This window comes from Photobacterium atrarenae (genome assembly GCF_024380015.1).
In the GTDB taxonomy this organism is placed as follows: domain Bacteria; phylum Pseudomonadota; class Gammaproteobacteria; order Enterobacterales; family Vibrionaceae; genus Photobacterium; species Photobacterium atrarenae.
The window spans coordinates 1,314,797-1,328,747 of record NZ_CP101509.1 but is presented as its reverse complement, the minus strand read 5'-3'; the positions used below and the strand labels follow the sequence as shown (position 1 = coordinate 1,328,747).

Genomic DNA, 13,951 nt, shown 5'->3' with positions numbered 1-13,951 from the left:
GTCTCAGGAAACGTATAGGCACTTGATGATGATATCACTGTTGCGGGGCACACTGAGTGTGTCGAAGCCTATTCAAGGGATGGGCATGCCGCGTGTTACATATTTCATAAAATTGAATTACTGGTCACAGCAACATACGTGTAAAGTTGCACAATCATAGCACCATGAATAGTCTCTTCTGCATAAATTGAACCAAAGGAACGCATGATGGCCGCCATACAGTTTGCTAATTTATGGAAGAATCATCCATATCCAAAAAAACCTTGTAATAAAGCGCACTTCCCTAATCAATGTGCTATACGAATGGGAGTTGCTTTAGAGAAATCACATTGATGTATGGAATGGCGAGACAATGAAGGGCGGTTCTGCTGAATGGCTGGACTTCGGCGATGAAGTTTGGTTTTGGGAAGTAAATCAATGATAAAGGTTCTTTTAATATTAGCTCTATTCTCCTCTCCTAATGTATACGCCGAGCACCCACCTACCGGAGAAATAAAAGATTGCACACTCAGTGTTAATGGCTCTCAACAAGAAACCACATTGTTGACACCTTGCTCTTGGGCTGTCAATTCTGATGGCTCACTTCAAATACGCCGTTTGAACAATAAATCCATTGCGATACTTGTTGGAAAACCCATTAGTGTAGAGCAACAAACTGAGTGGGGGGTAACTAAGAATGATCTTTGCTCTTTTGAATCCATTGGTGTTGAACTAGATGACTTTCAACGACCGGTTGCTATTAGTCAACCTTTAAGAGATGCACTCGTGTGTTCAAACATACTGGTTGACGATATCTTTTTTATGAGTTACCGGTGGGAATAATAAATACTGAATATTAGTTAATGGCATGGCAATCCTCCCATTTTTAACCGCAGTTAAAAGTAGAAGTTAAGCAACCATCAAATATATTGGCTATTCAAGAATCAGCAATATCCTCGATATTAAGTTTAAGTATGGTGGCGGCTATCGGTACTTCGACGTGCCAGTTGGTACTTGGGAAGATTTTTTCGATTCAACAAGTCATGGTACATACTTCAATGAGGTCATTAGAAATAAATTCTCTTATGAAAAAATAGAACCTTAAGACAAAACTAGCTGCTCATACTGAGCAGCCAGTCTTTGAGATCATGTACAAGGAAGCTTCTATGCGTTTGTTCTTGAGAGCCACAACGTTAACATGCGCATTAATCGCTACAGGTTGTGGTGATATCAAAATACAGCATTCCTGCTTTGCACCAGTACAAAGCAACGTAAATGATGTCTTTCCTGACGGCACCGTCCGTTTCACCCCAGCCTGGGGATCAAACAAAGAAAATAATTTTTTGCTAAACAATCGAATTGAAGGCTATTTGAGCATATATGCCGGCTATGAGCCAATTAAACGCAATTCTCAACTGTACTTTACTGGCACTATATTTCGAGTTTCTCCGAGTGTTGCAGAGCGATACCTCGGAGGAAGCCAACCAAGAGTGCTGTATAAAGTCCGCATAAGAACTGTTTATTACGTCATTCCCGAGCACGAAATACAGGCTATAGTGACACCACCGTTAGAATCTTGCGAGTAAATGTTAAGGCAGTTAAGTAGCTGTTCTGTTCCTAACAGTCAAATTATCGGTGAAGGAAACTCGGTTTAAAAGTGTTCAAAACAATTATCACATCAAATCATATCCACGCAGAATTCGCTTTCAGATCGTTAAATCACTAATCCGACAAATCAGCCTTCAACAGACTCAAACTAGATCGGTAATCCCCCCTAAATATGACTCTTCACCCCACATCCCTTGATCACCAGTTGGGTCAGGAACCGGGCGGCGTCATCGTAGTCCTGGTGGCTGAGGGCTTCTTTTTGCATCACGTTACAGATCTGCCAGCTGAAATCGGCATAGGTTTGGGTGGCGGACCAGATCATAAACATCAGGTGGTGCGGTGGCACCGGGTCCATCAGCCCCTGCTCGCTCCAGGTGGCGAATTTGTCCATGATCATCTGGGACTGCTGAAACAGCTCTGCACGGATGTCTTCCGGCAGCGACTGACCGCCCGACATCACTTCGCTCGCGAATACCCGTGACGCGTGGGGATGATCCCTGGAAATCATCAGTTTGGTCTGGATATAGCGGGTTAATGCCTCGATTGGATCATCCAGCGCCTCAATCGGACGCGAGGCCGCCAGCAACGGCTTGGTGACGGTTTCCAGCACCGCAAAGTAGAGCTTGTCTTTCGAGCTGAAGTAGTAAAAGACATTGGGCTTGGGGATCTCTGCCGCTTTGGCGATATCGACAATTTTGGTCGCGGAGTAGCCGTGGGTTGCAAACTGCTCGCTGGCAACCTGAATAATATGCGCCTGATTTTTTTGCCTGATCCGAGTCATTGCAGGTTCCGGGTGATCAATCGTTTATCAAGTCTAAAGAAATCAAAGGGAAAGACCAATGTGCGGGGAATAAAAATGGCGTCTGGGTCAAGTTCGTACCAATAACCGTGCGCTTCAACAATACATGCTGCGGTTGAAAGACGACCGCCCGGCACACGAAGACAGGGAGAGTGTGCGACCAGACGGCGCCTTTCAATTTAGAAGCCGGATTCAAACGATGCGTTACAGGATCAATAGGGCGCGGAAGTCGTTCACATTAGTCAGCGTCGGCCCGGTAAAGACCAGGCTGTCGGTCTGCTCGAAAAAGGCGTAGCTGTTGTTGTTATCCAGGTAATCCTGCGCTTTTAAGCCTTTCGACTGAGCCTGCGCCCAGGTTTCCGGGGTAATCCAAGCCCCGGCGTTATCTTCCACCCCATCAATGCCGTCGGTATCTGCGGCAATGGCGAACACCCGCGGCTGCCCTTTCAGTTCGTTGAGCAGACTCAGCAGGAATTCACAATTGCGGCCACCGCGCCCTTCCCCTTTCACGGTCACGGTGGTTTCACCGCCGGAAATCAGCACACAAGGTGCCTGAAACGGCTGTTGATGCGTCACCACCTGGCGCGCCAGCGCAGCATGAACCTTGGCCACGTCCCGGGCTTCCCCTTCGACACAGTCACTGAGGATATAAGCCGGGATCCCCATGCCCTGCGCTTCGGCAGCCGCTGCTTCCAGCGCCATTTGCGGGGTCGCGATTAAGTGGTTCTGGCAACGCGTCCAGCACGGATCGTCCGGTTTCACGGTTTCCGATGCGGGCTGATTGAGCCACTGGTGCGCCGCAGGCGGCACGTCAATCTGATAGCGTTCGAGAACTGCCAGAGCATCAAACCGGGTGGTGCTGTCCGGCACGGTCGGGCCGGAAGCGATCACGCTCAGATCGTCTCCCGGCACATCCGAAATGGCCAGCGTGATCACCTGGGCCGGATATGCCAGTTTTGCCAGCCGTCCCCCTTTCAGCGCTGACAGGTGTTTGCGCACGCAGTTCATTTCATCAATGGCGGCACCGGAGCGGAGCAGTGCTTTATTGAGGGCCTGTTTCTCGGCCAGGGAGATCCCCGGGGCCGGTAGACTCAGCAGGGCCGAGCCGCCACCGGAAATCAGACAAATCAGGGTATCGGCTTCACTCAGCCCGGCTGCCAGTTCCAGCACCCGTTCGCCGACAGCCATCCCCATTTCATCCGGCACCGGATGCGACGCTTCAATCACTTCAATCATCTCGCAGGACACAGTATGACCGTAGCGGGTCACCACCAGCCCTTCCAGCTCAGGGATTTTCGTCGAATCTGTTAGCTCCGGCTGGATGCTGGCCTGCTTGGCGGTTTCATACTGCCAGATCCGCTCCAGCTCCTGCGCCATAGACGCCGCAGCTTTCCCGGCACCAATGATGACAGTTCGCCCGCCCTTTTGGCGCGCCTGGGTAAACAGATCCTCCGGCAGAAATGAAGCCATGTGCCCTTGCGGCAGCGCTTGTTTTACCGCGCTGTCGAACAGAGTTCGCAAAACATGTTTCGCATCGATGTCCATCTTCAACTCCTTGTCGACGGATAAAAACTGAGAGTTCAGAGAAAAGATCCCGCTGCCATGGTCGGCGGCCTGCATGCCGGGCGCTGAGCCAGGTCGGAGACGGCCAGCCCCATTGCCGACACGGACAGCGGGAACGCGCGGCAAAGGAGACAAAAGCGCGCGGTTTAGTAAGAATACTGTGATCACCGAGAAAGCGGCAGCAAGCCGCTGCCGTCTCAAAGTTTCAGGGAAACGATCGTCGATCAGTCCCGGATCGAGTGACCCGCCCGTTTTTCAATGGCTTTCACCAGGGCCGAGTGGTCCCAGTTTTCGCCGCCGAGGGCGACACACTCATCAAACAATGCCTGCGCCGTTTCCGTGTTTGGCAGCGACACGCCCAGCGCTTCAGCGCCGTTCAGGGCCAAGTCCAGATCTTTCTGGTGCAGCGAAATTCTGAAGCCCGGATCAAAGGTGCCTTTCACCATACGCTCACCGTGGACTTCAAGGATTTTCGAGCTGGCAAAACCACCCAGCAGTGCTTCGCGCACCCGCGCCGGATCGGCACCTGCTTTCGAAGCAAATACCAGGGCTTCCGACACCGCTTCGATGTTCAGCGCCACGATGATCTGGTTCGCCACTTTACAGGTTTGTCCGGCGCCGTTTTCTCCCACCAGGGTGATATTCTGGCCCAGGATTTCAAACAGCGGGTACGCTTGATCGAACGCTGACTGATCGCCGCCAACCATGATACTCAGGGTGCCATTGATCGCTCCGACTTCACCGCCGGAGACCGGCGCATCCAGGTACTGCGCACCACTTTCTTTGATCCGTGCGGCAAATTCCTTGGTCGGGATCGGCGCAATCGAACTCATATCGATCACCAGCTTGCTGGCCGCATTGCCGCTGGCCTGGATGCCGTGCTCGACGCCATTGTCACCGAACAGCACTTCCTGTACCTGAGGTGTGTTCGGTACCATCAGGATCACCACATCCGCCAGTTTGGTTGCTTCACTGGGGTTGCGGCACACTAAAGCACCACCGCTCACCAGCGCTTCCGGCGGCTTGACGAAATGATCCGACAGGACAATGGTATGCCCGGCCTTTTGCAGGTTCTGCGCCATAGGTTTGCCCATGATCCCGGTGCCGATAAATGCGATTTTCATGCTTTCTCTCCTTGATCTTGCTTGTATTTCAACTCGTTCATTTGAAATCTGTTTTTGATACATTGCACAGTGCTTAGCGGTACTGATTCAGCCAGTTCAACCCTTCCAGCGTGGTGGTTTTCGGTTTGTACTCGCAGCCGACCCAACCGGTATATCCGAGCAAATCGAGATGGCTCAGTACAAACGGATAATTGATTTCACCGGTGCCCGGCTCATGACGACCCGGATTGTCGGCCAGCTGGACGTGGGCAATCTGGCCCAGATTCTCCTGTAGGGTGACCGCCAGATCCCCCTCCATGATTTGCATGTGGTAGATGTCGTATTGCAGCGACAGGTTCGCACTGCCGACTTCCGCAATAATCGCCTTGCCCTGCGCCGTGGTGTTGAGGAAGAAACCCGGAATATCGCGGGTATTGATGGCTTCAATCACCAGACGGATCCCTTCGGCTTCCAGGGCCTGAGCCGCAAAGCGCAGGTTGTCGACCAGGGTCGCATGAGCCTGTTGTTCAGAGACGCCATCCGGCACAATCCCGGCCAGACAGTTCACCTGGGTACAGCCCAGCGCCTTGGCGTATTCAATTGCTTTCGGCACACCGTCACGGAATGCTTCAACCCGAGCCGGATCAACAGCGATGCCGCGATCCCCGGCTGCCCAATCACCGGCCGGCAGGTTAAACAACACTTGCTGAAGTTGATTGTCAGCCAGGCGGGATTTGATTTCCTCCGCCGGATAGTCGTACGGAAACAGGTATTCCACCCCGTCAAACCCGGCTTTCGCCGCCGCTTCAAAGCGATCCAGAAAGTCGTGTTCGGTAAAAAGCATGGATAGATTTGCAGCAAATTTTGGCATGGTTCTGTCCTTAATTAGTGTTCTCCATTGCCTGTGGCTCAGGGGGCTAAGCCACAGGTGATATGTTCGATGACAATGCGGCAATTAAGACTGCCCTTCTCCCAGATGTGCCAGCGCAGTCGGGGCATCGGCGATACTCTCGGCTAGCGGCTCGAACTCATTGATGGCATTGATTTCAACGCCCATCGCGATGTTGGTGACCCGCTCCAGAATCACTTCCACCACCACCGGCACCCGGTACTGGCTCATCAACTCGCGCGCTTCGGCAAATGCGGCCTGAAGCTGGTCCGGATCGGTGACGCGAATCGCCTTACAGCCCAAGCCTTCCACCACGGTGACATGGTCGACCCCGTAGCCGTTCAGTTCTGGTGCATTCTGGTTTTCAAAGGCCAGCTGGACACAGTAGTCGATATCAAACTGACGCTGCGCCTGGCGGATCAGACCCAGGTACGAGTTGTTCACCAGCACGTGGATGTACGGCAGGTTGAACTGCGCCCCGACCGCCAGCTCTTCGATCATGAACTGGAAGTCATAATCGCCGGAGATTGCCACCACGTCGCGGCTCGGATCAGACGCCTTGACGCCCAGTGCCGCCGGCGTCGTCCAGCCCAACGGGCCCGCCTGGCCACAGTTGATCCAGTGACGCGGCTGATAAACATGCAGGAACTGGGCAGCCGCGATCTGCGACAGACCGATGGTGCTGACGTAGCAGGTCTCACGGCCAAACGCCTTGTTCATCTCTTCATACACGCGCATCGGTTTGATTGGCGCATCATCAAAGTGGGTTTTTCGCAACATCGTTGATTTACGCGCCTGGCACTCCCCGACCCACTGGCTGCGATCGGCCAGTCTTCCGGCATCACGCCATTCACGGGCGACGTCCACCAGCAGCTCTAACGCAGCTTTGGCATCGGAAACAATTCCCAGATCCGGGCAGAACACGCGGCCAATCTGAGTTGGTTCGATATCAATGTGAACAAACTGGCGCCCTTCGGTGTACACATCCAGCGAGCCGGTATGGCGATTAGCCCAGCGGTTACCGATCCCGATCACGAAGTCGGAGCTCAGCAGGGACTCATTGCCGTAACGGTGCGCGGTCTGCAAGCCGACCATGCCTGCCATCAGCTCATGATCATCCGGAATCGTGCCCCAACCCATGAGCGTCGGGATCACCGGCACCCCGGTAATTTCCGCAAATTGCTGCAACAGCTCAGAAGCATCCGCATTGATGATGCCGCCCCCGGCCACAATCACCGGTTTAGCAGACGCATTCATCATGCTCAGGGCCTTCTCTACCTGAGCGCGGGTCGCTTTGGGCTTATACGCTTCCAGCGGCGCATAGCTGTCGATATCAAACTCGATCTCCGCCAGTTGGACATCCAGCGGCAAATCGATCAGCACCGGACCAGGGCGGCCAGAGCGCATCAGATGAAACGCCTGCTGAAATGCGCGTGGCACCTGCGCCGGCTCCAGCACCGTAGTCGCCCACTTAGTCACCGGCTTGGCAATGGACTCAATATCGACCGCCTGAAAATCCTCTTTGTGCAGACGGGCACGCGGCGCCTGGCCGGTAATACACAGAATTGGGATGGAATCTGCCGAGGCCGAGTACATCCCGGTGATCATGTCAGTGCCAGCCGGGCCGGATGTGCCGATACACACCCCGATATTTCCCGGCGCAGAGCGGGTATAGCCTTCGGCCATATGTGACGCCCCTTCCACGTGACGGGCCAGCACGTGGTCGATCCCGCCCAGCTTTTTCATCGCCGCATACATCGGGTTAATCGCCGCACCAGGCACCCCAAAGGCGATATCCACACCTTCGCGCTTCAGCACTTCAATCGCAGCTTCGATTGCTTTCATCTTAGCCATTCAGACCTCCATTTCATTGTATACAATTTATCGCCGTTTTGTGTACTATGGCTGATGTAGAAAATTTCGCAAGCCTTGAAAAAACTTTTTCTTAACATCTGGCGACCCTTCCCTTTGCCCGTCCCCTCATAACCTGCTGTCTTTATTGATAAATAATTCAAAGACCACAGATGGAAATATTTTTCGCCTTTTTCAAATGAAACAAGATTGTTAAAAAAACTTTGCTTGTTTACACGATTTCCAATATAAGTATTCCCATATCTTATTTTTTGTACACAAAATCGTAAGATATTGTTCAAAAGGAGACGACATACACATGCTTACACCAGAGACAGACAAGGCACCGGGTGCCTGTTTAGCAGTACGGGGATCGACCCACAACGAGGAATATCAAGCGATTCTGTCGCCGGAGGCGCTGGACTTCTTAGGGAAGCTGGTCAGTGAATTCGGTGAACGTCGCAATGGCCTGCTGGCTGAGCGCGATCGCAAGCAACAGCGCTTTGATGCCGGAGCGCTACCGGACTTTCGTGAAGATACCCAAGCCATTCGCAACGACAAAAGCTGGCAGGTTGCCCCCATTCCGCCAGCATTGCAGGATCGTCGGGTGGAAATTACCGGACCGGTTGATCGCAAAATGGTGATCAATGCGCTCAATTCCGGCGCCAAGGTCTTCATGTGCTGCTTTGAAGATGCCTCTTCGCCAACCTGGGAAAATATGGTTGAAGGGCAAATCAATCTGCGCGATGCCAACCGGGGAACGATCAGCTTTCACGATAAACAAAAAAATAAACACTATACGCTGAATGACGACCCTGCCCTTTTGATTGCCCGCCCGCGAGGCCTGCACCTGCCGGAGCAATCAATCACGTTCAATGGTCAGCCGATCCCGGGTTGCCTGATGGACTTCGCGCTGTACTTTTTTCACAACTACCAAGCCCGTGCCGAGCAAGGTCTCGGGGTGTACTACTACATTCCGAAACTGGAAAGCATGGAAGAGGCGCAGTGGTGGGACGATGTGTTCCGCTTTACCGAAGATCATTTTGACGTTGCGCGCGGGACGATCCGGGCCACGGTGCTGATCGAAACCCTGCCCGCCGTATTCCAGATGGAAGAGATGCTGTATGCGATGAAAGATCACATCGTGGCGATGAACTGCGGCCGCTGGGACTATATTTTCAGCTACATCAAAACGTTGAAGAAGCATCCCGATCGGATCCTGCCCGATCGCCATGGGATCGGGATGGATCAGCCGTTCCTCAATGCCTACAGCCAGTTACTGGTGCGCACCTGCCACGCCCGCGGCGCCCTGGCGATGGGCGGCATGTCTGCCTTTATTCCGGCCAAAGATCCGGCCGAGATGGAAAAGGTCACCGCCAAGGTCATTGAAGACAAGGCGCGGGAAGCGCGCAACGGCCATGACGGCACTTGGGTCGCCCACCCTGCTTTGGTCGATCTGGCGATGTCTGTCTTTAACCAATACCTGGACGGTCAGCCCAACCAGCTGAACTTCCAGAGCCCGACGCATCCGATCCCCGCCGAGTTGCTGCTGCAACCCTGCCCCGGCACCCGCGATGAAGCCGGGGTGCGGAAAAACATCCGGATTGCGCTCTATTACATCGAAGCCTGGATCCAGGGCATGGGTTGTGTGCCGATTTACGGCCTGATGGAAGATGCTGCCACCGCGGAGATCTCCCGCGCCAACATCTGGCAGTGGATCCATCACGGGATCACGCTCGATGACGGGCAACGCTTTACGGCGGAACTCTTTCAGACCTGGCTCTATCAGGAGCTGGAGACCATAAAACAGGAAGTTGGTGATACGCGTTATGCTGCGGGTCGGTTTAAAGAAACCGCTGACCTTTTTTATAAACTGTCCACAGCTGACGCCTTCGCCAACTTCCTGACTCTACCCAGTTATGCGCTGCTGCAAGGAGCAGCTTGATACCAATCGTAGTGAGTAACTGGTCATCCTAGCTTGTTAAAACGCTCGCTAACTGCGTTAGAATTTTTGATTGTAGAATAACTACTTATCAAAAAATTCTGCCTTGTTCTCAAGCGTTTTTCCTACGCTAGTTTCTAATCATTTACTTACTGTGATTGGTATAATTAACAGAAATCAGGAGTAAACATGGGAAGTTTAAGTCTACAACAAGCGCTAGCCATCACGCATGGCACCTTTGAGGCGGGTATCCAGTCGAACACGGCCCCGCTCACTGTCGCAGTACTCGACAGCGGCGGAAAACTCATCTCGCTGCAACGCCAGGATGGTGCCAGTATGATGCGTCCGGACATCGCCATCGCGAAAGCCTGGGGCGCTCTGGCCCTGGGGTGTTCATCGAGAAAACTGGCGCAAGATGCAGACGCTCGTCCCGCGTTTATTTCTGCCGTGAACGTGCTCGCCCACGGCAACATGGTCCCTGTGCCCGGCGGCCTGTTGATCCGCGATGCCCAGCAAAATGTCGTCGGGGCCGTGGGCGTGAGCGGGGATCTGTCGGATATCGACGAACGTTGTGCCCTCAACGGCATCGGATTTGCCGATCTGTTCAGCGATGAGTTCGCCGCCTGACACTGACCATTCCCGCCACGTCAGGGAAACCACACCGAGAGCATGACAAAGGCCGCATTGCGGCCTTTTCTTTTTGAAAAAACACTTTACCTCAACTGCGCTTGAGGTTTTATCCTGGCCGAAATCTTGTTCAACCCGAACCCGATCTCAACCCCGATTTCGGACAATAGGAGCATCAAATGAACTACCACAATAAAACAGTTTTAATCACCGGGGCGAGCCCCGATTTTGGCCAAACCCTCGCCATTCAGTTTGCTAAAGCGCAGGCCAACTTAATCCTCACGGCCCGAACACAAGCAAAGGCGGAGCAAACAGCCGCCTTGGTTCACCGTGTCTCGCCCCATTGCCAGATCCAGTGTTATCCACTCGATATCACCCAGCCGGAGCAGATTGCCGCGCTCACCTCACAACTGCGCGAGCAACGCACCACAATCGATCTGCTGATCAACAATGCGTCCTACTGGCCGCCCAAATCGTTCTTAGGCAGTGACGATCTGGATATCCTGCAAACCATGAACTCAACCGCAACCGGCAGCATGTTGCTCACCAAACATTTGTTACCATTGATTGAAAAATCCGACGCGGCCGATATCGTCTTTATCAACAGCACGGCAAGCCTGCCCAATGACGGCCATCCCACCAGCAACGATGCGTTTAGCGCGGCAAAAGCAGCACAGTCGACCTTTGCCGACCGATTGCGGACGCGGTTAAGAGTGAAAGGGATCCGGGTGATCGCGATTTATCCCAATGATTTCGATAATCCCTCACCGCTTAATGAAGCCGATTGGCACGAGCTTCGAGAAGCAAGTGCTCCCCGCAATATGACGGCGCGCAACGTCTTCAATGCACTGCGGTTTGCTTTAGAGCAAGACCGTAAATGCTCGGTCGACAAAATCATTCTCAACAATAACGCAGCGGGCTAACAAAAAGTGATTGTCTTCTCAAAAACAGTCTGTTACTAATTTGATCATGATGAAAAATATCTCGAACCGACAATCGGCGATGCCGATCCAGCAAACCACCACCACCGAAACCACCAGGTTGTTCGGGGGGTAGGTTCGAGTTCTTTTTCTTCAACCCTCTGAGCGATTCGCCAGAGGGTTTTCTATATCCGCTTCCTGCGTTTCGCTCAGAGTCTCACAATCCAAGGAGACCTTTATGAAAACGCATCGTGAAATCGCACAACAACTCGACCTGTTCCACTCCGAGCCCCAGGGACCGGGCATGATCTTCTGGCACCCGAACGGTTGGCGTCTGTTTCAGGACATTCAGCAGCATATCCGCGAGCTTTATTTGCAATACGGTTTTGAGGAAGTGCGCACACCGCAATTCCTGAAAAAGGAGTTATGGCAAACATCCGGCCACCTGGCGATGTACGGCGAAGATATGTTCTTCGGCGGCGATCCGGCAGGCGAGCAGGACTATGCCCTCAAGCCGATGTCCTGCCCGGGCCATATCCTGCTGTTCAAACGCGGCGTACACAGTTACCGGGATCTGCCCGTCAAGCTGTTCGAGTTCGGATTAGTCCACCGCAATGAAGCCTCAGGCGCACTGAACGGATGCTTACGGCTGCGCCAATTCACGCAGGATGATGCCCACGTGTTTTGCGCCTGGTCTCAGGTCAAACACGAAGTCAGCCAGTTCCTGGAACGGGCCCGGCAGGTGTATCGCCAGTACGGCTATCAGCAGCTCGCGGTGAAAATCTCAACGCGCCCCGAAGCAGCGTTGGGCGATGAAGCCCTCTGGCATCAGGCCGAACACATCCTGATGGAGGTGTGCCGGGATGAATCGATGGATTATGAACTACAAGTCGGTGAAGGCTCCTTTTACGGGCCCAAGATTGAGCTGGCGCTGCAGGACAGTCTCGGCCGTGAGTGGCAATGTGGGACAATCCAGCTCGACTTTAATCTGCCGGGCCGTTTCGAGGTTGCCTTCACCAATGCTGCCGGAGAGCGCGAGCACCCGGTGATTTTGCACCAGGCAATGTATGGCTCGATTGAACGTTGGATCGGCATGCTGCTGGAAGTCACTCAGGGCGCGTTGCCGAAGTGGATCCATCCGCTTCCGGCAGCCATTGCCCCGGTGAATGAAGCGGCGGCCGAGTATGCCGATGCACTGGCGGAATTGCTCAAAGCGGCCGATTTGCCGGTCATGACCGATCACAGCAATTGCTCGGTATCGCGGAAGATCAAACGCTTTCACCAGCTGAAGATCCCCAATATCCTGATTGTCGGCGAGAAGGAGGTAAGCAATGAGCAAGTCGCGCTGCGCCGCGGAAAAGCCGTAACGGTCATTGAGAAGTCGCAGTTGATCGCGCAGTTGCTTGCGTTCAGGGCCATATAATGGGTACCGGGACCAGAGCGGCCACTGCATTCGCAAGTGGCCGCTCTTTCACAACAAGCGCCAATCACTGACGATCAGCAGCATTACCTGTAAAGCTTCAAGCTTATCTTCACAATTTTATGGGCATATCAGCGAATACAGCGCTTGGCCATTTTAACCTTTTGATATATAAGCTAATATGCGTCCGGATTTATCATAAGTGCCCCCTGCTGCACTGCTTTTCCGAAACAACCATAAGAAATAAACATCATGATCAGAAATCTTCTCCTCCTCCTCACCTGTTGTTGGCTTGCCGGTTGCAGTACCGTCCGGCTGGCAGATGCCCTGGAACAGGAAGTCATTCCCGCAGAGGACGCCGTCATCCCGACAGATGACGATGAGCAATACAGCACCGCCATGCAGCTGTTTTATTTAGGCACCCAAAAAGAGCCCAATCGTCACAATAACCTGGATACGCTTTCCAAGGATTATTACCGCGACATGGCTGACCATAATAACCTGATCGCGCTCACTTCTTTCATGATGTACATGAAGGGGTTAAGTAATCTCGATATTGCATCTTTCTTCTTCGCCACCAGCAAATACGATCAACTGTTTGGCCATTACAAATCAAACGTCGTCCTGTTTATTGAGCCGTTCTCCGAATCCGAAACCATCGAAACAGCCTATACCCGGGTGCAGGCAAAACTAACCGATGCCATCCGGAAAGCATACCCCGGCAATGAGCACAAAATTTTTGAGTATGAAGACAGTGTATTCGGCGATATCACCAAGTTCACTGCCATCTGGGATAACCATACCCCAGCGTGCCAGGCCTATCTCGACAGTGAAACGTTTAATCTGGATTACCTCGAAGCGCCGGATCACCTGCGCAGCTGCTATCTCCGACGTCACGGCTTTATTTATGAGCCGGAGATCATCGAAGGACAATTACCGATTCCGGGTGTGCCAGCTGCGGATCGTTATTTTGTCGTCTCCTACGCTTACTATGACCAAGCCCTGGAAGCCCAACTGAAGCAATCTCGCTATGCCAATACCTACGTCTATGAACCGGCGTATGAATGGACGGGCGGCGATATGCACTTTAAGAGCGAAGCAGAAAAAGCCCGGTTTGAGGCTCAGGTCAAACAAGGAAGCATCTCTCCTTACCCATATCTGCTGCGGCTGGCCGATCAGCAGGTCTTACTGTTTCAGGTGGGCAATGACGCCAGTTGAACCATCGCGTCCGTCCGGTCACTCATGAGCCC

The 13,951-nt window shown here is 53.1% G+C and carries 13 protein-coding genes; 8 read left to right on the top strand and 5 right to left on the bottom strand.

All coding sequences use genetic code 11. From position 1 onward, the window contains the following. The first annotated feature begins 417 nt into the window (after positions 1 to 417). The 3 genes from NNL38_RS22015 (at position 418) to NNL38_RS22010 (ending at position 1,565) form a co-directional block, all read left to right on the top strand. Positions 418 to 822 carry a hypothetical protein gene (locus NNL38_RS22015; protein ID WP_255391001.1) on the top strand — a complete coding sequence of 135 codons (405 nt, stop codon included), beginning with the start codon at positions 418 to 420 and terminating at the stop codon, positions 820 to 822. Between the two features lie 76 nt (positions 823 to 898). After that, positions 899 to 1,084 carry a KTSC domain-containing protein gene (locus NNL38_RS24810; protein WP_369414644.1) on the top strand — a complete coding sequence of 62 codons (186 nt, stop codon included), beginning with the start codon at positions 899 to 901 and terminating at the stop codon, positions 1,082 to 1,084. A gap of 61 nt (positions 1,085 to 1,145) precedes the next feature. Then, positions 1,146 to 1,565: a hypothetical protein gene (locus NNL38_RS22010; RefSeq protein ID WP_255391000.1), complete on the top strand. Its 420-nt coding sequence runs from the start codon at positions 1,146 to 1,148 to the stop codon at positions 1,563 to 1,565. A gap of 188 nt (positions 1,566 to 1,753) precedes the next feature. Here NNL38_RS22010 and NNL38_RS22005 read toward each other — a convergent pair whose 3' ends face one another. The 5 genes from NNL38_RS22005 to gcl all read right to left on the bottom strand — a co-directional run bounded on the left by NNL38_RS22005 (position 1,754) and on the right by gcl (position 7,795). Then, the gene (locus tag NNL38_RS22005) at positions 1,754 to 2,368 is read right to left on the bottom strand and encodes a TetR/AcrR family transcriptional regulator (protein WP_255390999.1); all 615 of its coding nucleotides are present in this window, start codon (positions 2,366 to 2,368) and stop codon (positions 1,754 to 1,756) included. 222 nt (positions 2,369 to 2,590) lie between these two features. Beyond that, positions 2,591 to 3,931, bottom strand: a complete 1,341-nt coding sequence (locus tag NNL38_RS22000; protein WP_255390998.1) for a glycerate kinase type-2 family protein — start codon at positions 3,929 to 3,931, stop codon at positions 2,591 to 2,593. A gap of 242 nt (positions 3,932 to 4,173) precedes the next feature. Continuing rightward, the gene (locus NNL38_RS21995) at positions 4,174 to 5,136 is read right to left on the bottom strand and encodes a 2-hydroxy-3-oxopropionate reductase (protein WP_255390997.1); all 963 of its coding nucleotides are present in this window, start codon (positions 5,134 to 5,136) and stop codon (positions 4,174 to 4,176) included. Positions 5,137 to 5,146: 10 nt separating this feature from the next. Further along, positions 5,147 to 5,923 (bottom strand): hydroxypyruvate isomerase, encoded by a 777-nt coding sequence (hyi, locus tag NNL38_RS21990; RefSeq protein ID WP_255390996.1) that lies wholly within the window; start codon positions 5,921 to 5,923, stop codon positions 5,147 to 5,149. An 84-nt stretch (positions 5,924 to 6,007) separates the two neighbouring features. Beyond that, entirely contained in the window at positions 6,008 to 7,795 is a 1,788-nt protein-coding gene (gcl, locus tag NNL38_RS21985; protein WP_255390995.1) for a glyoxylate carboligase, read from the bottom strand. A 316-nt stretch (positions 7,796 to 8,111) separates the two neighbouring features. Between gcl and aceB the strand changes: the two genes are divergently transcribed. The 5 genes from aceB to NNL38_RS21960 all read left to right on the top strand — a co-directional run bounded on the left by aceB (position 8,112) and on the right by NNL38_RS21960 (position 13,919). Beyond that, the gene (aceB, locus tag NNL38_RS21980) at positions 8,112 to 9,737 is read left to right on the top strand and encodes a malate synthase A (RefSeq protein ID WP_255390994.1); all 1,626 of its coding nucleotides are present in this window, start codon (positions 8,112 to 8,114) and stop codon (positions 9,735 to 9,737) included. Between the two features lie 186 nt (positions 9,738 to 9,923). Continuing rightward, on the top strand, positions 9,924 to 10,361 hold the full coding sequence (locus tag NNL38_RS21975) for a GlcG/HbpS family heme-binding protein (protein ID WP_255390993.1): 438 nt from the start codon (positions 9,924 to 9,926) through the stop codon (positions 10,359 to 10,361). A 179-nt stretch (positions 10,362 to 10,540) separates the two neighbouring features. After that, entirely contained in the window at positions 10,541 to 11,284 is a 744-nt protein-coding gene (locus NNL38_RS21970; protein ID WP_255390992.1) for an SDR family NAD(P)-dependent oxidoreductase, read from the top strand. A 184-nt stretch (positions 11,285 to 11,468) separates the two neighbouring features. Next, complete coding sequence (gene thrS / locus NNL38_RS21965; protein ID WP_439651427.1) at positions 11,469 to 12,704, top strand: threonine--tRNA ligase; 1,236 nt, start codon at positions 11,469 to 11,471, stop codon at positions 12,702 to 12,704. Between the two features lie 249 nt (positions 12,705 to 12,953). Further along, positions 12,954 to 13,919 (top strand): hypothetical protein, encoded by a 966-nt coding sequence (locus tag NNL38_RS21960; RefSeq protein WP_255390990.1) that lies wholly within the window; start codon positions 12,954 to 12,956, stop codon positions 13,917 to 13,919. Positions 13,920 to 13,951: the final 32 nt, after the last annotated feature.